The 18190-nt window shown below is 53.4% G+C and carries 14 protein-coding genes and 2 pseudogenes; 5 read left to right on the top strand and 11 right to left on the bottom strand.

Features of this window, described 5'->3' with window-relative positions; all coding sequences use genetic code 11:
- Positions 1–141: 141 nt before the first annotated feature.
- The 9 genes from ACFPVS_RS09530 to ACFPVS_RS09490 all read right to left on the bottom strand — a co-directional run bounded on the left by ACFPVS_RS09530 (position 142) and on the right by ACFPVS_RS09490 (position 7295).
- Complete coding sequence (locus tag ACFPVS_RS09530; protein WP_123804211.1) at positions 142–978, bottom strand: MlaA family lipoprotein; 837 nt, start codon at positions 976–978, stop codon at positions 142–144.
- Positions 975–1253 carry an STAS domain-containing protein gene (locus tag ACFPVS_RS09525; protein ID WP_096294539.1) on the bottom strand — a complete coding sequence of 93 codons (279 nt, stop codon included), beginning with the start codon at positions 1251–1253 and terminating at the stop codon, positions 975–977. Before ACFPVS_RS09525 ends, ACFPVS_RS09530 begins: the two co-directional genes overlap by 4 nt.
- A 61-nt stretch (positions 1254–1314) precedes the next feature.
- On the bottom strand, positions 1315–1902 hold the full coding sequence (locus ACFPVS_RS09520; RefSeq protein ID WP_096294540.1) for an MlaC/ttg2D family ABC transporter substrate-binding protein: 588 nt from the start codon (positions 1900–1902) through the stop codon (positions 1315–1317).
- Between the two features lie 36 nt (positions 1903–1938).
- Positions 1939–2448 (bottom strand): outer membrane lipid asymmetry maintenance protein MlaD, encoded by a 510-nt coding sequence (gene mlaD, locus ACFPVS_RS09515; RefSeq protein ID WP_123804213.1) that lies wholly within the window; start codon positions 2446–2448, stop codon positions 1939–1941.
- A gap of 5 nt (positions 2449–2453) precedes the next feature.
- Positions 2454–3230 (bottom strand): lipid asymmetry maintenance ABC transporter permease subunit MlaE, encoded by a 777-nt coding sequence (gene mlaE, locus ACFPVS_RS09510; protein WP_096294541.1) that lies wholly within the window; start codon positions 3228–3230, stop codon positions 2454–2456.
- Positions 3231–3296: 66 nt separating this feature from the next.
- Positions 3297–3818, bottom strand: coding sequence for an RDD family protein (locus ACFPVS_RS09505; protein ID WP_096294542.1), 522 nt, complete (start codon positions 3816–3818; stop codon positions 3297–3299).
- A gap of 62 nt (positions 3819–3880) precedes the next feature.
- Positions 3881–4684 carry an ABC transporter ATP-binding protein gene (locus ACFPVS_RS09500; protein ID WP_096294543.1) on the bottom strand — a complete coding sequence of 268 codons (804 nt, stop codon included), beginning with the start codon at positions 4682–4684 and terminating at the stop codon, positions 3881–3883.
- A 441-nt stretch (positions 4685–5125) separates the two neighbouring features.
- Positions 5126–5779, bottom strand: a complete 654-nt coding sequence (locus ACFPVS_RS09495) for an HAD-IA family hydrolase (protein WP_198345362.1) — start codon at positions 5777–5779, stop codon at positions 5126–5128.
- Positions 5780–6305: 526 nt separating this feature from the next.
- Positions 6306–7295: an RluA family pseudouridine synthase gene (locus ACFPVS_RS09490; RefSeq protein WP_096296058.1), complete on the bottom strand. Its 990-nt coding sequence runs from the start codon at positions 7293–7295 to the stop codon at positions 6306–6308.
- Between the two features lie 640 nt (positions 7296–7935).
- Between ACFPVS_RS09490 and ACFPVS_RS09485 the strand changes: the two genes are divergently transcribed.
- Complete coding sequence (locus tag ACFPVS_RS09485) at positions 7936–10878, top strand: Rne/Rng family ribonuclease (protein ID WP_096294545.1); 2943 nt, start codon at positions 7936–7938, stop codon at positions 10876–10878.
- A gap of 289 nt (positions 10879–11167) precedes the next feature.
- Here ACFPVS_RS09485 and aldA read toward each other — a convergent pair.
- Positions 11168–12367, bottom strand: a pseudogene (aldA, locus tag ACFPVS_RS09480) (aldehyde dehydrogenase).
- Between the two features lie 235 nt (positions 12368–12602).
- On the opposite strand from aldA, the gene trpB reads away from it, so the two are divergent.
- The 3 genes and pseudogenes from trpB to ACFPVS_RS09465 all read left to right on the top strand — a co-directional run bounded on the left by trpB (position 12603) and on the right by ACFPVS_RS09465 (position 16184).
- Positions 12603–13808, top strand: a complete 1206-nt coding sequence (gene trpB / locus ACFPVS_RS09475) for a tryptophan synthase subunit beta (RefSeq protein ID WP_096294546.1) — start codon at positions 12603–12605, stop codon at positions 13806–13808.
- Between the two features lie 94 nt (positions 13809–13902).
- Positions 13903–14631, top strand: coding sequence for a dienelactone hydrolase family protein (locus ACFPVS_RS09470; RefSeq protein ID WP_096294547.1), 729 nt, complete (start codon positions 13903–13905; stop codon positions 14629–14631).
- Between the two features lie 282 nt (positions 14632–14913).
- Positions 14914–16184: pseudogene (locus ACFPVS_RS09465) on the top strand (O-acetylhomoserine aminocarboxypropyltransferase/cysteine synthase family protein).
- Positions 16185–16261: 77 nt separating this feature from the next.
- Here the strand turns inward: ACFPVS_RS09465 and ACFPVS_RS09460 are convergent.
- Complete coding sequence (locus tag ACFPVS_RS09460) at positions 16262–17215, bottom strand: bile acid:sodium symporter family protein (protein WP_096294548.1); 954 nt, start codon at positions 17213–17215, stop codon at positions 16262–16264.
- Positions 17216–17528: 313 nt separating this feature from the next.
- Here ACFPVS_RS09460 and ACFPVS_RS09455 point away from each other — a divergent pair, with 313 nt between their 5' ends.
- A complete protein-coding gene (locus ACFPVS_RS09455; protein WP_096294549.1) occupies positions 17529–17918 on the top strand; it encodes an MliC family protein in 390 nt (129 codons plus the stop codon).
- Positions 17919–18190: the final 272 nt, after the last annotated feature.

Raw genomic sequence — 18190 nt, 5'->3', positions numbered from 1 at the left:
TTAACAAAACGCCCATCCGGTGCATTTCTCCATTATGTGATGGGTCAATTTCGAACGGCATTAAATCCGAGGTTTTATAAAATGCTCAGGCCGTCTGAAAGCAATGTATGTTTTCAGACGGCCTGAGAGCTTTAAGGCGAATCAATCCAAGCGGATCATACCGCTGCCGGCCGGCTGGAGTTTTTCCCAGTCGTCTGCCGGTGCGGCGGTATCGGGTTCGGTCGCTTCGATAGGCATGTTTTGCGTGGTGCTGCCGCTGTCGACCAAATCATCGATGTCGATGTCTTCATCGGCACTCTGCACGGTTTGGCCGCCGGTCTGCTGATTGCGCATGCGCATGTACAAATCGCGGGTGTAGCTGTATTTGTCGATGGCGGCACCTTCCAAGCTGTCGGTCAAATCGAGCAGGCTTTCGCGGGTGTTGATGGCGTTGAGTGCGGTGGTGCCCCAGCGGCCGGCGCTGGTTTCAAACACGGCATTCTTCACCGGATAAGCCACGGTCACAGCAGTACCTAAGGTATCGCGCACGGTAGAAGGCCCTAGCAGCGGCACTACAAAGTAATTGCTGTTTTTCCAGCCCCATGAAGCCATGGTGTCGCCCAAGGAATTTTTGTTGTTGGGTACGCCGCCTGCGCCTGCTACGTCAATCAAACCGCCCAAACCGAAGGTGGAGTTCAAACCGACGCGCACCAAGTCTTCACTGGCGCGTTTGATGTCGAGACGCAACACGTTGCTGCCGAAGCTGACCACGTCGCGCAGGTTGTTGAAGAAGTTGCTCACGCCGGTGCGCACGGGCTGCGGCGTGACTTTACGGTAGCCGCGGGCAACAGGCGACATGACATATTGGTCGGCTTTATCGTTAAACTTGGATACGGCGCGGTTGTAGGGCTCGTAAGGGTCGGCCGGATTACGTTCGGCAAAGGCCGGTTGGGCAGCGAATAAGCTGATGAGCAGCAGGGAAGCAGCAGTTTTTCTCATGGGGTCACCCAGTCTTTAATTTCGTACAAATCAGTCAGCGCACGCACCGATTCGGGAATGTGGCGCAATTGGACGGCTTTGTTTTTTAAACGCAATGCGGTCAGCAGCAGCGACACACAGGCGGAATCGGCATAGCTGACATGGCTTAAATCCAGCGCGTCGGTTTCTTTCAGACGGCATTGCTGTTCGAATTGGCGGTAGGCTGAATCGGTCACGGTTTTGACGGTAATGTCGCCGCTCAGATACAGCACGTTGTCGCGGATTTCTGAATTCATGAGGTTTTGAGTCTGTGAAGTTTGGCGTAAAAAGGCACGGCTAAAGCCGTGCGCTTAAGGATTATTTGCCGCTGTTTTTGGCTTTCAAGTCGGCAATCAGGCCGTCTATGCCTTTGGTTTTAACGGTTTCGCCGAATTGGTTGCGGTAAACGGTCACCAAGCTTGCACCTTCAACGGCCACGTTGTACACGCGGTAGCGGTTGCCGCTTTGGTAGGTAGTGAAATCCATGTTGACCGGTTTTTCGCCGGCAGCGCTCACTTCGGCACGTACGGTGATTTCTTTACCGTTGCGGGCAACGACCGGATTGTCTTTCACGTTTACTTTGGCATTTTTGAATTTCATCATGGTGCCGGAGTAGGTGCGGATCAACAGGGTTTGGAATTCTTTGGTCAAAGCCTGTTTTTGCGCATCGGTGGCGGTGCGCCAAGGATTGCCCACGGCCAAGGCGGTCATGCGTTGGAAATCAAAATAAGGCATGGCATAGGCTTCGGCTTTGCGGCGGGCGGTGTTGGCATCGCCGCTTTGCAATATGGTCAGAACCTGGGTCGCGTTTTGGCGGATTTGGTTGATGGCATCCGCAGGAGCGGCGGCTAAGCTGATGCTCAATAAACCGATGCCCAAGGCGCTGAAGAAAGCTGATTTTTTCATGTTTGTGTATTCCTAAATTAAAAAATATTGTTGTGTTTATGGGGCCGAATCTGCGTTGCCCGAAGCGGCTGAATCAGAATCGCCGGATTGTTTTTCGGCAAAGCTGGTCATGAATTTGCCGATTAAGTTTTCCAATACCATGGCCGAGCTGGTGACGCTGATGGTGTCGCCCTCGGCCAAATTATCCATGTCGCCGCCCTGCAACAGGCCGATGTATTGCTCCCCCAAGAGGCCGGAAGTGAGGATTTGGGCGGAAACGTCCGTGCTGAATTCGTATTGTTTGTCGAGATTCAAGGTTACGCGCGCTTGATAGCTTTTGGGGTCGAGTGTGATGGCGGAAACGCGGCCGACCAATACGCCGGCCGATTTAACCGGCGCATTGGTTTTCAGCCCGCCGATGTCGCTGAAATCGGCATACACGGTGTAGGTTTGTTGTGCACTGCCCATGCCCGTGCCACCTGCTACGCGGAAGGCCAAAAAGCCCAGTGCCGCCACGCCCAGCAAGACAAACAAACCGACCCAAAATTCTAAAATACTTTTTTTCATTGTCGTTACTCAGTAAACATCCATGCGGTTAAAACAAAATCAATCGCCAAAATAGTCAGGGCGGAAGACACCACCGTGCGCGTGCTGGCGCGTAAAATCCCTTCTGAAGTCGGTACGCAGTGAAAGCCCTGGTGCACGGCAATCAAGGTAACAGCCACACCGAACACCACCGATTTAATCAGGCCGTTGACGACATCGTAGCTGATGGTCATGTTGCTCTGCATTTGTGACCAGAAAATGCCGCTGTCCAAGCCCAGCCATTGCACGCCGACCAGATAGCCGCCGAAAATGCCGGCCACGTTGAAAATCGAGGCCAGAAGCGGCATAGAAAACACGCCTGCCCAAAAGCGCGGCGCCACCACACGGGCAACGGGATCGACCGCCATCACATTCATCGCTTCAAGCTGCTCGGTAGTTTTCATCAGGCCGATTTCGCTGGTCATCGCACCGCCTGCGCTGCTGGCAAACAAAATCGCCGCCAATACCGGCCCCAGTTCGCGCAGAAGGGAAGCGGCCACCATATAGCCCAACACATCGGCGGCTTTGAATTTCGCCAATTGCGTATAGCCCTGCAAACCAATCACCATGCCGACAAATAAGCCTGAAACGGCAATAATCAAGACCGACATCACGCCGGCAAAATAAATCTGACGGATGCTCAGGCGCGGGCGGGTAAAAGCCGTGGCCGATTTCGCCAGAATTTGCAGCAGAAACAAGGTGACGCTGCCGAGAGATTGGATAAAGCCCAAGGTTTTTGAGCCGACGGATTGGATAAAATTCATATTTTTAAAACGGTTATCTTTCAGACGGCCTATTCATCAGTCCGTCTGAAAACAGAAAAAGTTCATTTAATGGTCTGGTGCGTTCACGACAATGGTTTTGGCCAGCATGTCTTCCAGCGAACGGCGGTTGTAGCCACGCGAAAGCACCAAAAAAGCATTAATCAAAATGGGCAGGCCGACCAAGCTGTTGATGACATAAATCAACAGTTCGCGCTTGAACACATATTGTGCCGCAGTCAGCTGCCCGCCTGTTGCTTCCAATATCGGCCGAATCTTCATCAGCCTCTTACCGATGGTTTGGCCGTGGCGGCGGATAAAATGAAGCTGCATGCCGAGATAAGCCAGCAGCAACAGAAAAAAAGTGCCCAAGTTGATAAACAAAAACGCATCAGTATCGAGCGTGTATTGGTCGGTCAGGCTGAATACGGCCACCATCACGATAAAACACACCATCGCCAGGCATTGGTTAATCAACACCGCGCCCAAGCGTTTCCATAGTGAAGCCAAGGTCAGGCCGAGTTTGGCTGCGACATCGTTGATGACAACGGCTATGGTGCCGGGGCGGGTTTTATATGGGGTAGAAGGCATTGGCGCCTCCTTATTTTTTCAGCCGGCCTTCTATGGTACACAGGCCGGCTGAATGCGTATTCTTAACCGCCCAATAAATCCTGCTGCAAAGTCGTTTGCGCCGGATAACGGTAGGCCACCGGGCCGTCGGCCAAGCCGCCGACAAACTGCTGTACCCACGGCGAATCGAGTTCGCGCATTTCTGCAGGTGAGCCGCTGAACATGATTTCGCCGTGTGCCAAGAAAATTACTTGATCAACGATTTGCAGTGATTTTTCAATATCGTGCGACACCATCACGCTGGTCGAACGCAGCGCGGTATTGGCGCGGCTGATTAAGTGGGCAATCACGCCCAGTGAAATCGGGTCGAGACCGGTAAACGGTTCGTCATACAGCATAATTTCAGGGTCGAGCGCGATGGTGCGCGCCAAGGCCACACGTCGCGCCATGCCGCCGGAAAGTTCGGACGGCATCAATTTTTCCACGCCGCGCAAACCGACGGCGTTAAGTTTCAGTAACACCAAATCACGAATCACCGCTTCAGGCAGCTTGGTCAGTTCGCGCATCGGAAACGCCACGTTATCGAACACGGTCAAATCGGTAAACAGCGCGCCGTGTTGGAATAAAACGCCCATACGGCGGCGGTGCTCATGCAATTCGGCGGCGGAAAACTCGGCCAAGTCGCGACCTTCAATCAATACCTGCCCCTGCTGCGGGTGAATCTGGCCGGTAATCAGGCGCATCAGCGTGGTTTTACCGCTTCCCGAGCCTCCCATTACGGCTGCAAACGCCCCCTGTGCAATCGTGAAATTGATATTGCTCAGAATCAGGCGGCCGCCATAGGCAAAAGCCACGTCTTTCATTTCGATAAAGGGCGTCGGGTTCATAAGACAGCGTGCGGTTTGGATGTATTTTAATTACTTGATATTTTAATACTTCTGCCGGTTTAGGGCAATTTCAGACGGCCTCAAAGCCTTTCATGGTTTGTTAAAACGCGTGAAAAGACAAGGTGCGGGCAGATTTCGGCGGGTGGTAGCCGTACAACAGCATGCATCTGTGTATGTAATTGGGTGTCGGTTTTGCGGACAAAAATAAAGTTTTCTTATGATGAGGCGAATACAAAAAAGGCCGTCTGAAACATTGTTTTTCAGACGGCCCGAGTGCTTTGCAAAATCCCCGTCTGTGGTACATTTTTTCGATTATGCGCTGCTCGGAATCATGCCTATCTTTTTGATAATATGCCTGAGCTTTATGTACTGCTTGAACCGGGCCTGCACTTAAATCTGGGATTGGCAAAAGTCTCAGCTGTTTATTGTTCGCAATCCGGTTTACAAAGCCGCCAAAAAATCCGGTAAAGCAGACAAATTCGGCAAAATCGCCAAATGCGGGCTGGTGCGCAGTTTTTCTTCCGTATGCGCGCCGGTGGTGACCGCAATCGCCGGTGCCCCCGCGTTGGCGGCCATGTCCAAATCATGTGTGGTGTCGCCGATGACAATGGTTTCGGACGGCATTAAACCGAGCTCGTCACATAATTTCAACACCATATCCGGCGCCGGTTTTGACGGCTGTTCGCTGGCGCAGGTGGTGGCCAGCCAAAAGTCGGCAGTACCGGTTTGGGCGATGGAGTTGTCCAAACCCGTGCGGCCTTTGCCGGTGGCCACGGCCAGCCAATAGCCTTGCGCTTTCAGCGTTTCCAAGCAGGGGATGGCATCGGGGAACAGGGTCATGTTGCGGTTGTTCGGGTTTAAGTAATGCGCGGCATAGGTTTCGATGATTTCTTCCTGTTGGTGCAAGTTCAAATCCGGCGCAAGGCGGCACACGATGGTCGGCAGGTTGTAGCCGATAAGCGGACGGATTTGGTCGGCTTCGGGTGCGGCGTGACCGTTTTCGGTAAAACTTTCCTGCACGGTGGCGATAATCGGCAGGGTGGTGTCGGCCAGCGTGCCGTCCCAGTCGAAAATGACGAGTTTCGGTTTCATAATCGGTTCCTTTGTTTCAGACGGCCTGAAATCACGGGCATTCAGATATTTAAGGATGTTGCAAAAGTCTCGAGGCCGTCTGAAAAGCCCATCCCATCTGCTTATATTTTCGTACCTCTGGGCCGCATAAACGGCCCAAGGAACGGCATAACCGGCAGCATAATCAGATCGCCGGCAATGGCAAACGGAGTCAGAATCATTGCCGAGGCAACACCTGCACCGCTTAGTCCGTAGTTACCTCTTTCGCGTTCAACACAGACGGCTTCGGGCGTGATGTCGGTCACATGGGGCGTTTTTCAGCGAGCATCACCAAGCGGTTGGGCGGCAGGTTTTTGCTGTCGGGTTGGGCGAGGCCGAAAGAATAGATGTTTTCATCCTTGATGGTGGTTTCAGGCAGCGCGTCGATGTTGTCTAACGCGCGGCTGGTTAAATGGCAGCCGGAGAGGGCAAATGTGGCCGATACAGCTACCGATGGCTTGGATAAAGTGGATTTTTTCAGGAAAGGTCGCCTTTGTTTTATTTGTCTTTTTCAGACGGCCTGATGCTGATTGTCCAACATCACGATAAATTGCGTCAATTCCTGCGGCAAGTCGGCTTTTAAAACCAGTTTTTCACCCGTGAGCGGATGGTCTAAATGCAGCTCGCAAGCGTGGAGAAACATGCGCTTGAGGCCGAGTTTTTGCAGGCGTTTGTTGGCTTGGTAGTCGCCGTAGCGCTCGTCGCCGGCAATGGGGCTGTGTTGTGACTGCATGTGCACGCGGATTTGGTGGGTGCGGCCGGTTTTGAGCGCGGCTTCGACCAAAGTAAGCGCAGACAGGCCGACTTGGTGCAGCAGGCCGTCTGAATAGCGTTTGAGTACGCGGAAGATGGTGTGCGCCGATTGGCCTTCATCACTCACGCGCACCATTTTTTCGCCTTGTGCGCCGGTGTATTTGAACAATGGCAGTTTGACGTGGAAACGGTCGTTGTTCAGACGGCCTACACCCAATGCCAGATAGATTTTTTTCGGGTGGTCGTTACGGATCATTTCGTGCAGTTTCACCAAGGCGCTGCGTTTTTTGGCAATCATGAGCAGGCCGCTGGTGTCTTTGTCGAGGCGGTGCACCAGTTCCAGATATTTGGCTTCGGGGCGGGCTTGGCGGATTTGTTCGATCACGCCGAAACTCACGCCGCTGCCGCCGTGTACCGCTACGCCCGAAGGTTTGTTGATGACCAACAAGGCATCGTCTTCATAGACAATTTCAAATTCGCGCGCGGGAGTCGTTGGGGCGGTTTCAGACGGCCTTTGTTTTTCGGCAATGCGGATGGGCGGAATGCGTAAAACTTGGCCGGCTGCGATGCGGGTGTCGGGCTTGCAGCGCTTTTTATCCAGCCGCACTTCACCGGCGCGGATAATGCGGTGAATATGGCTTTTCGGCACGTCCTTGAGAATTTTTATCAGATAGTTATCAAGACGTTGGCCTGCTTCGTGTTCGGTAAGGGTAATTTGGCTGACTGAATCTTTGCGTATTGGGTGCATTTTCTCTATAATCCAAACATTCGTTTTCACCGTTTTGCAAACGGGCGCGCGGCAACATAAAATTACAGCTGCTGCCGCAGGGAAAATCCCTTCCGGAAAACGGATTTACTGTTAAAAATAGATTTTATATTAAAAACGCACTCTACAAAGCATTTCCTTCTGTTTATAGACAGCCAGTAAACGGGAGAGCGTAATTAAGTTTGAATTGATTTGCCCATCTCACAGAGCATAAGACGAACGGATTTTCAGGGTTCCGCCCGCCGCGCAGCAATCTGAAGAATAACAACAGGCAAACGATGAAGAAGATGACGGCTACCTGATTTATGCGGCTTGATGATGTTCAATCCGCGCTTAATTTTAGGCCTGACATACTGAAAAGATGGTATACAGGCGGCGGTGTCTTTCATTTCATGATACCGAATTGTTCTTTATGACCTTCTTTATCCGAACCCGACCGTACATGACCGTATTTTTTCAGACGGCATGAAACCTTGCGGAAATTCAACTCAAAAACTGATTACATCAGGACCACCAGCCTGCTTGCCTAATGTTCAAGTAAGCAGCGTGTCCCGCCTCGTGAGTGCCAGCCGGCTGCGTGAGGCCGTCTGAAAAGACGGTGCAGCCAAACGAGGTTACTATCATGAAACGTATGTTATTTAATGCAACGCAAGCCGAAGAGCTGCGCGTTGCGATTGTCGATGGCCAAAATTTATTGGATTTGGACATCGAAACGCTGGGCAAAGAACAGCGCAAGGGCAACATCTACAAAGGTGTGATTACCCGCATCGAGCCGTCGTTGGAAGCGTGTTTCGTCGATTACGGAACCGACCGACACGGCTTTTTGCCGTTTAAAGAAGTGTCGCGTTCGTATTTCCAAGATTACGAAGGCGGCCGCGCCCGCATTCAAGACGTGCTCAAAGAGGGCATGGAAGTCATTGTGCAGGTGGAAAAAGACGAGCGCGGCAACAAAGGCGCAGCCCTGACCACGTTCATCAGCCTGGCCGGACGCTATTTGGTGTTGATGCCGAATAATCCGCGCGGCGGCGGCGTATCGCGCCGTATCGAAGGCGAAGAGCGCGCCGAACTGAAAGCCGCGATGGCCGAATTGGACGTGCCGCGCGGCATGAGCCTGATCGCGCGCACCGCCGGTATCGGCCGCAGCGTGGAAGAACTGCAGTGGGATTTCGATTATCTGCTGAAACTGTGGCGCGCCATCGAAGAAGCGGGCGAAGCGCATAAAGATCCGTATTTGCTGTTTATGGAAAGCTCGCTGCTGATCCGCGCCATCCGCGATTACTATCGTCCGGATATCGGCGAGATTTTGGTCGACAATCAAGAAGTGCACGACCAAGTGTCTGAATTCATGAGCTATGTGATGCCGAACAACATAGGCCGCCTGAAGCTTTACGAAGACCATACGCCTCTGTTCTCACGCTTCCAAATCGAACATCAAATCGAAAGCGCGTTCTCACGCAGCGTCAGCCTGCCCAGCGGCGGTGCGATTGTGATCGACCACACCGAAGCGCTGGTATCGATTGACGTCAACTCCGCCCGTGCCACACGCGGCGCCGACATCGAAGACACGGCGTTCAAAACCAATATGGAAGCGGCCGAAGAAGTGGCACGCCAAATGCGTTTGCGCGACTTGGGCGGCTTGGTGGTCATCGACTTCATCGACATGGAAAACCCGAAACACCAACGCGATGTCGAAAACGTGTTGCGTGACGCGCTGAAGAAAGACCGCGCGCGCGTGCAAATGGGCAAGCTCTCCCGCTTCGGCCTGCTTGAGTTGAGCCGGCAGCGTTTGAAACCGGCCTTGGGTGAAAGCAGCCATGTGGCCTGCCCGCGTTGTGCCGGGACCGGTGTGATCCGCGGCATCGAATCGACCGCGCTGCACGTGTTGCGCATCATTCAAGAAGAAGCCATGAAAGACAACACCGGCGAAGTGCATGCGCAAGTGCCGGTGGATGTGGCGACCTTCCTGCTGAACGAAAAACGCGCCGAACTGTTTGGTATGGAGGAGCGTTTGGACGTATCCGTATTGCTGATTCCGAACATTCACCTGGAAAATCCGCATTACGAAATCAGCCGCATCCGCACCGATGATGTGGAAGAAGACGGCGAGCCGAGCTACAAACGCGTGGCCGAGCCTGCTGAAGACGAAAACGCCAAACCGTTCGGCAGCGAGCGCGCCAAAGCCGCCCGCCCTGAACCTGCGGTAAAAGGCGTGCAGCACACCCAACCGGCGCCGACCGTGGCCGAGCAAAAACCGGCCACTTGGTGGGACAACTTCAAGGCCTGGCTGGGCAAAATCTTCGGTGGCGCGACGGCCTCTGCCGAGCCTGAAAAACCGGTGGAAGAGAAAGCCGAAAAACGCCAAGCCAACGGCAACCGTAACGGCAACAACAACCGCCGCCAGCAAAACCGCCGCCAAAACCCGCGCCGCAACAAACGCGACGGCAGCAAGGTAGAAGTGCACGAAGTCAGCGCCGAAGCCAAAGAAACGAAAGCCGTTGACAGCAAAGCCGACAACAAGACCGAAGCCAAAGCGGAAGGCAAGGAAAACAACCGCAACCGCTGCGAGCGCAACCGTTCAAATAAAGAAGAACGCAACCAAGCCGCCGCCTCGGTTGCTGCTCTGACCGATATGCCGTCTGAAACCGGCGGGCAAGCCGCACCTGCTGCCAACAAGCGCAGCCGCAACAACCGCAATGCCAACAAAAACGTTGCCGTTGAAACTGCTGAAGAAAATGTAGTGGTCGAAAATGTTGCCGCGGAAACCGTGGCAGAGGTGGCTGTTGAAAGCGCACCGGCGGCTGAAAAGCAGCCGCGCGAGCGCAACAGCCGCAACCAACGCGACCGCAACAACAACCGTAATCAGCGTGACCGCCGCAGCAGCAACAAAAAACGCAATATTCCGTCTGCCGAGAAAATCGAGCATTATCTGAATATCGCCGATGCAGCGGATAAAGTACGCTTTGCCGTGGCGCATGTGTTTGGCGAAACCGTGGAGCAAACGCCGGTGGCGGTTGCCGTACCGGGCGAGCCGGTGGCCGAAGTGGAGGAGAACGCACCATTGGTGGTTGTGATTCCGGAGCCGGTTGAAGCCGAAACCGTAACTTTCGCCATTGAAACCGAAGCGCATGAAGCGGAAGCCATCCGTGTGGAAGAAAGCACCGATGACGAACGTGTCATCATTGATAACGCTGTCGGCAACGTAGCCGCTGCTGTGACTTCCGTATTTGCCATTGAGGCGGCGGATGAATTTTTGCCGATGACCGCCGTGCCGGCCGATCAAGAAGCCCAAGCCGTAGCGGTCATGGAAGACGAGCTGATTGCGGCCAGAGCCTCTAAAGAAGTTGAAGCAGCGGTGCAAGAAGTGGTGGAGAAAGAGCAGGCCGTTGCCGATGCGATGCCGTCATTGGGCGAATTGGTGTTTGTCGAAACCAACCCTGAGGCCGTTGCCGCTTTGGCTCAAGCGCAACCGGAAAAGGTATACGGTTTACGCCGTGCCGATGTGCCGAAAGTGGAAGCTGAAAACGTTGAAGTTGAGATGATTTTGGTGGAAACCCGCAAAGATTGAGCATGAAGCAATTAGTCTTGGCAAAAGCCCGATGGTTAACATCGGGCTTTTTTGTTTTTCATTATGAATAGCAGGCCGTCTGAAGTTTTCAGACGGCCTGATGCCTTTGCAAAATCGTCATCTTTGGCACATTTCTTCATTATGTGCTGCTCGAAAACTTGCCTATCTTGATGGTCTGTCTTCGCTTTTTGCGCTGCTGTAACGTCAAACTGTACTCCAGTCTGAAGTTTTGCACAGGTCTCGGCCTTTTGATTGAATTACTTTCTTCAATGAGATGAATTCAATCTGCTTAAATATCGGTTTCCAGATAAACCACTTGGGTTTGCAAATATTCTTCCAAACCGTGTTTGCCGTCGGCGCCTCCGATACCTGATTTTTTCCAACCGGCGTGGAAGCCTTGCATGGCTTCGAAGTTTTCGCGGTTGATGTAGGTTTCACCGAATTGAAGGCGGCGGGTGACGTAGAAGGCTTCGTTCAGGTTGGTGGCGTATACCGAGCTGGTAAGGCCGAATTCGCAATCATTAGCCAAGCCGATGACTTCGTTCAGCGTTTCGAAGCTTGCAATCGGCAATACCGGGCCGAAGGTTTCTTCTTTCATGATGTCCATGCTGTTGTCGACATTGGTCAACACCGTAGGCTCGAAGAAGAAGCCTTTGCCTTCGGCGCGTTTGCCGCAAGCCAAAGTTGCGCCTTGCTGCACCGCGCGCTCGACTTTTTCGGCCACCGGTTTCACTGCGCGCTCTTCAATCAGCGGGCCCATTTCCAGTGTGCCGTTTTCTGCTTCGGCCGGATTGCCGAAACGCACGCCCTGCATGGCGGCAATCATTTTTTCGGTGAACGCGTCTTTCACGCCGTTGTGCACATACACGCGCTCGGCGCAGTTACAGATTTGGCCGGTTGCCCACGCGTGATGCCAAAATCGATTTTACCGCCAAGTCCAAATCCGCGTCTTTCAACACGATGGCAGGGGCTTTGCCGCCCAATTCCAGTGAGACTTTGGTGATGTTTTGCGATGCGGCTTCCATCACTTGGCGGCCGGCATCAACCGAACCGGTCAGGCTCACCATGTCGGCTTGCGGATGCGCCGGCAAGGCATTGCCGATTTCCGCACCTGCGCCGTTGATCACGTTGGAGACACCGGCAGGCAGACCGACTGAATCGGCGATTTCGGCGAAGATGTGGCAGTTAATCGGGGTAATGCTGCCCGGTTTTACCACGATGGTGTTGCCGAGGCATCGGTCAGTTCATCAGCACGCGCACGAATACCGCCGGCAATTTTTCGCAAATACGTGCCACGCTCGACCGCCGGTGTGCGTTCCCATCCGGTTTGCGCCAAACGTGCCGCCGCAACCGCACGGTCAACATCGGCCGCACTGCCTTTCGGCTCTTTGGCGATCACTTCTTCGGCCGAGGGGTTCAATACATCGCGCCATTGGCCTTGGAAATCGTTTTCAAAGCGGCCGTTGATGTACATCGCTAATTGTTTCATGCGTTCCTCCTGGTTTGTAGTCGGATGTAGTTTAGTGTGGGAAATAACGCCGCCTGAAACAAGCAGAAAATGACAAAGGCTTGTATATAAATGATAATATTTTTATTTTAAACAAATAATTTGACAAATTAGTCTAAAACAAATCACAGGTAAATCGTTTATAATAGAAACAGATTCGCCGTCGCCACACTTTTCACACGGCCTCAATGAAACCGATAATAGAGGATAGTCAAACATGGCAAAAGAGCAGTTAAACCCCATGATTCTGCCGGATTCAGACGGCAATTTCGGCAAACACGGCGGCAAAATCGGCCATCCCGAATTGGCCAAGGCTTTAGAAGAATTAAACACCGCGTTTCACAACATCATCGGCGATGAAGATTTCATCAATGAAATGAAACGCCTGCAGGCGGCTTATGTCGGCCGTCCGAGTCCGATTTATCATGCCCAAAGCCTGTCGCAACGCGGCGCACAGATTTTTCTGAAACGTGAAGACTTAAACCATACCGGCGCACACAAAATCAACCACTGCATCGGTGAAGCGCTACTGGCGAAAAAAATGGGCAAAACCAAAGTCATTGCCGAAACCGGCGCCGGTCAGCACGGCGTGGCGCTGGCCACCGCTTCGGCCTTGGTCGGATTGGAATGTGAAATCCACATGGGCGTGGTCGACATTGCCAAAGAGCATCCCAATGTGTCGCGCATGAAAATTTTGGGCGCGAAAATCGTGCCGGTGTCTGCCGGTGCGGGTACGCTGAAAGAGGCGGTGGATTCGGCGTTTGAATCGTATTTGTCGCAATTGGGTACCGCCATGTTCGCCATCGGTTCGGTGGTAGGCCCGGCGCCTTATCCGGAAATGGTGGCATATTTCCAATCGATTGTCGGCCATGAAGCGCGCGAGCAGTTTGCCCAACAATATGGCGGTTTGCCTGATGAGGTGGTGGCCTGCGTGGGCGGCGGTTCGAATGCCATCGGCTTGTTCAATGCCTTTATTGATGATGAATCGGTCAATTTGGTCGGTGTCGAACCGGCCGGCGAAGGTTTGGATAAACCCGGCCGCCACGCCGCGACCATGGCCAAAGGCAGGTTTGGCAACATTCAAGGCTTTAACTGCTACTATCTGCAAGAAGAAGACGGCACACCTGCCGCCGTGCATTCTATCGCCTCCGGTTTGGATTATCCCGGCGTAGGCCCGCAACACTGCCTGTTGAAAGACAACGGCCGCGGCCGCTACGAATGCGCCACCGACCAAGAATGTTTGGATGCGTTTTTGACCCTGTCGCGCGAAGAGGGCATTATTCCGGCGCTGGAATCGTCCCACGCCATCGCCTACGCCTTGCGCCGCGCTGCCGAACTCGACAGCAGCAAGCGCCTACTGGTGAATTTGTCCGGCCGTGGCGACAAAGACATTGATTATGTGTTGAGTAAAATCAAGGTTTAATGATACTAATAGGCCGTCTGAAATTATTTTTTTCAGACGGCCTAATCCAACCCAAATCCCACCCGAGTCTAACCATTAGAGAAAGGAAATCCCCATGAGCATTCTCACGCGCACCGTCAGCTATACCGACAGCAGCGGTACCACCCTGCAAAGCCATTTCGCCTATCCGGCACAAGGTGGAAAAGCCGCCGCCGTGTTGGTTGCACCCGAATGGTGGGGCTTGAGCAAACACGCCAAAAGCAGCGCCGAACGTTTGGCTGAACAAGGTTATGCTGCGTTGGCCGCTGATTTATACGGCAACGCCATGCTCACCGAAGATGCTACGGTGGCCGGTGAAAACATGATGAAGCTGGTGAATAATCCGGAATTGCTGGCCGAACGCACACAGCTGGCTTTAGACGCGCTGGCGGCACAAGCTGAAAGCGACGGCGGGCGCTTGGCCGCCATCGGTTTCTGTTTCGGCGGCCGTGTGGTGCTGGAAGCCGCCCGCCGCGGTACGCCGTTGAAAGCGGTGGCCACTTTCCACGGCAACCTGACCCCTTCCAAACCGGCCGAAAAAGGCACCATCAAAGGCGAATTGCTGATTGAGCACGGTGAGTCGGATACCTTGGTGACCATGGAAGACGTCGAAGCTTTCCGGGCCGAAATGCAAGCCGCCGAAGCCCGTTTCCATATTGACGTGTTCCCCAATGCCAAACACGGCTTCACCAATCCGAAAGCCACTCACAACGGTGAGCGCAACGGTGTGGATTTAGGCTACCAGCAAGAAGCGGCCGAGCAATCATGGCAAAATATGCTGGATTTGTTCAAACGCGTTTTGTGATGGTGTTTTAAAATATAGGCCGCGACCTTTCCAAAACTGCCTGAAAAGCCACTGTACAAAGAACCGACGTCATTCCCGCGCAGGCGGGAATCCATTTTTGAGTATGGCAAACTGTTGAATAAAATAAGTTTCTGAAATTTTAAGATGGATTCCCGCCTGCGCGGGAATGACGGCTGTTTGGGTTTTTATTGGTGGTTCATGGGGTTTTGCAAAGGTCTCAGGCCGTCTGAACAAGGCTTTTCAGACGGCCTCAACAATAACGACTTCAAGGAAAAGGAAAACATGAAACGAGAAACCATCGCCCTGCACGCAGGTTATCATTCCGACCCGACCACCAAAGCCGCCGCCGTGCCGATTTACCAAACCACGTCATATACCTTTGACGACACCCGGCACGGCGCCGATTTGTTCAACTTGGCCGTGCCGGGCAATATCTACACCCGCATCATGAACCCGACCACCGCCGTATTGGAAGAGCGGGTGGCCAAGCTCGAAGGCGGCATCGCCGCATTGGCCGTGGCCAGCGGCATGGCGGCGGTTACCTATGCCGTGCAAACCTTAGTGGAAGCGACAACATCATCGCCACCAAAACGCTCTACGGCGGTACCTACAATTTCTTCGCCCACAGCCTGCCGCGCCAAGGCATTGAAGTGCGCTTTACCGATGCCGACAAGCCCGAGCAAATCGCCGCGCTGGCCGATGAACGCACCAAGCTGGTGTATTGCGAATCCATCGGCAATCCGGCGATTAACGTGGTGGACATCAAAGCCTTTGCCGAAGCCGCCCACGCACAAGGTTTGCCGTTGATGGTAGATAATACCGTGCCGTCTCCGGCTTTGTTCCGCCCGATTGAACACGGTGCCGATATTGTGGTGCAGTCGCTGACCAAATACATCGGCGGCCACGGCACCACCATCGGCGGCGCGATTATTGACGGCGGCCAATTCCAATGGGCCGGCAATCCGCGTTTCGACAAAATTTTCAACCAGCCCGATCCGTCTTACCACGGCGTCAACTACACCGAGCATTTCGGTGCGGCAGCCTACATCGCCCGTGCCCGCGTGGTGCCGCTGCGCAATACCGGCGCGGCCTTGTCGCCGCAAAGCGCGTTTTTACTGCTGCAAGGCTTGGAAACGCTTGCCCTTCGTATGGAACGCCATTGCGAAAACGCCGTAAAAGTGGCCGAGTTCCTGCGAAGCCACCCGCAAGTAGAATGGGTAAACTACCCCGCGCTGGCCGACAGCCCGTATAAAGCCTTAATCGACCGCGACTACGGCGGCAAAGCATCGGGCTTGCTCAGCTTCGGCATCAAAGGCGGCCGCGAAGCCGGTGCCAAATTCATCGACGCGCTGCAACTCTTCCTGCGGTTGGTGAATATTGGCGACGCCAAATCACTCGCCACCCATCCGGCCAGCACCACCCACCGCCAGTTAAACGACGAAGAACTCGCCGCCGCCGGTGTCGGTGCCGACATGGTGCGCCTGAGCGTGGGCATTGAACACATCGACGATTTGCTGGCCGATTTGGCGCAAGCTTTGGAAGCCGCGAAGTAAGGCGTTGAACAAACACCGTTCATAAAAACAGGCCGTCTGAAAGCAATACTTTCAGACGGCCTTTTGATACCCCGACCTTATTGCGCTTTGCGCTTATCCCACCAAGCAAACAAATTGCCCAACACGGTGCCGGATACCGAGTGCCATACACAGGCCACGGCGGTAGCGACGGCGGATTCGGCGTTGGTTGGGAAAAATTTCGCGCTCAAGCCCGTGGCCAAACCGGCGTTTTGCACGCCAACTTCAATGGCCAACGTCCGTTTTTTGGCTGTGTCCATGCCGAACAATGCGCCGGAATAGTAGCCCAAAATATAGCCGATGATGTTATGGGCCGCGATGGCAACCAACATTACCAGTGCCGATTCCATAAAGCGGTGGCCGTGTACCGCTGCCACACCGCCGACAATACAGGCAAAAGCCAGCACCGCCACGCCGGGCATCACCGCGCGGACATCGGCAAACCAAGGCTTATGTTTAAAGAACATATTGCACACCGAGCCGATGACCACCGGCAGCAGCGTCACCAGCAGCATAAATTTAAACATGCCCCAGCCGTCCATATCGACGGTTTCACCGATCAGATACATCATCCACAGCGGCGTCATCACCGGAGCGAGCAAGGTTGAAACCGTGGTCATTCCCACCGAAAACGCCACATCGCCTTTAGCCAAAAAAGACATAATGTTGGAAGAAACCCCGCCCGGACACGTGCCGACCAATACCAAGCCCAACGTCAGGCCGGTGGACAAATCCAGCGCTTTGGCCACAGCAATCGCCACCAACGGCATGATGGTATATTGCGCCGCCGCGCCCACCAAAATATCCAACGGCCGCTGCGCCAAAATGCGGTAGTCGGCTTTGCCCAAGGTCATGCCCATGCCGAGCATGATGATGCCCAATACCAAAATCTGCGTGTCGCCTTTCACCCAGGCAAAAGTAGCCGGTTCAATAAAGGCGGTGATGGAAGCCAAAATAATCACCGGCGCAGTAAATCGCGTCAGTTGGTGGCTGATAACAGCAAAAATCGACATCTTGTTATCCCTTATATAGAAAAATCGGTAAAGCGGTTTTTAACAGATTTTTACTGCGTTTAGCAAATGCGTTGCCGCCAAAATATGCGGCAATTTCTTAGACGGTTGCGCGCAATATACTGTTTTTAGGAATAATATTTTATGAATATACCAATAAAATGAGGCCGCCTGAAACATAATGGTTCAGACGGCCCTGCAATTGGCGTTTACAGGCTAATTTTTCAGACGGCCTGATAAGTTTTACAGAAAATTGTAGAGAATGTAATTGTTATCGGTAATGCATAAGCATACTGCAACTGAAAAGGAGTGTTTTATGAAAACCATTACTGCCGCCACATTGGCCGCTTCGATTATCCTGCTGGCTGCCTGCGCCCAAAGCGGCAACAGCCACCACCATCACCATCATCACGGCGATGGCCACCATCATCACCATGCCGGCATGAGCAAACCCATGACCTTCGAATGCAAAAACGGCATGAGCGTAAATGTCGAAAACATCGGCGAAGACAAGGTAAAACTCACCGTAGCAAACCGCAGCGCTCAGTTGACCCGAACTTCAGCCGCTTCCGGCGAGCTTTACACCGGCAACACCGGCCTGTGGGGTACGGGTGCGGAATGGCACCAAAAAGGCAGCGAAGCCTACTTTGAATATACCGGTTTGCACGGTGCCAAAGGCGCAACCGTCTGCTATCACGGCAAATAATTTCGGTGTGTGAAATCGTGTCATCGCAATAAAAACACGTTTGCCTAAAAGCTAAAAAGGCCGTCTGAAACTTATGTTTTCAGACGGCCTGAGACCTTTGCAAAAAAAACCCAAAACTCCCCTAAATTCCCCCTAAAGAATTCAGAGGAGTTTTTTTATGAGCAGCTTCTTCCACCAACAAGCCCGAATCATGACGGGCAAACATACCGGCAGCTGCCCGTTGCTCAAAATTAACCGGCTGCCCGATTGGCAGCCCGCCGGACAACTGCCCA

The organism is Neisseria weixii (genome assembly GCF_042658245.1).
In the GTDB taxonomy this organism is placed as follows: domain Bacteria; phylum Pseudomonadota; class Gammaproteobacteria; order Burkholderiales; family Neisseriaceae; genus Neisseria; species Neisseria weixii.
Note: the sequence above shows the minus strand (reverse complement) of the source record. Positions and strands in the feature narration are given on the sequence as shown.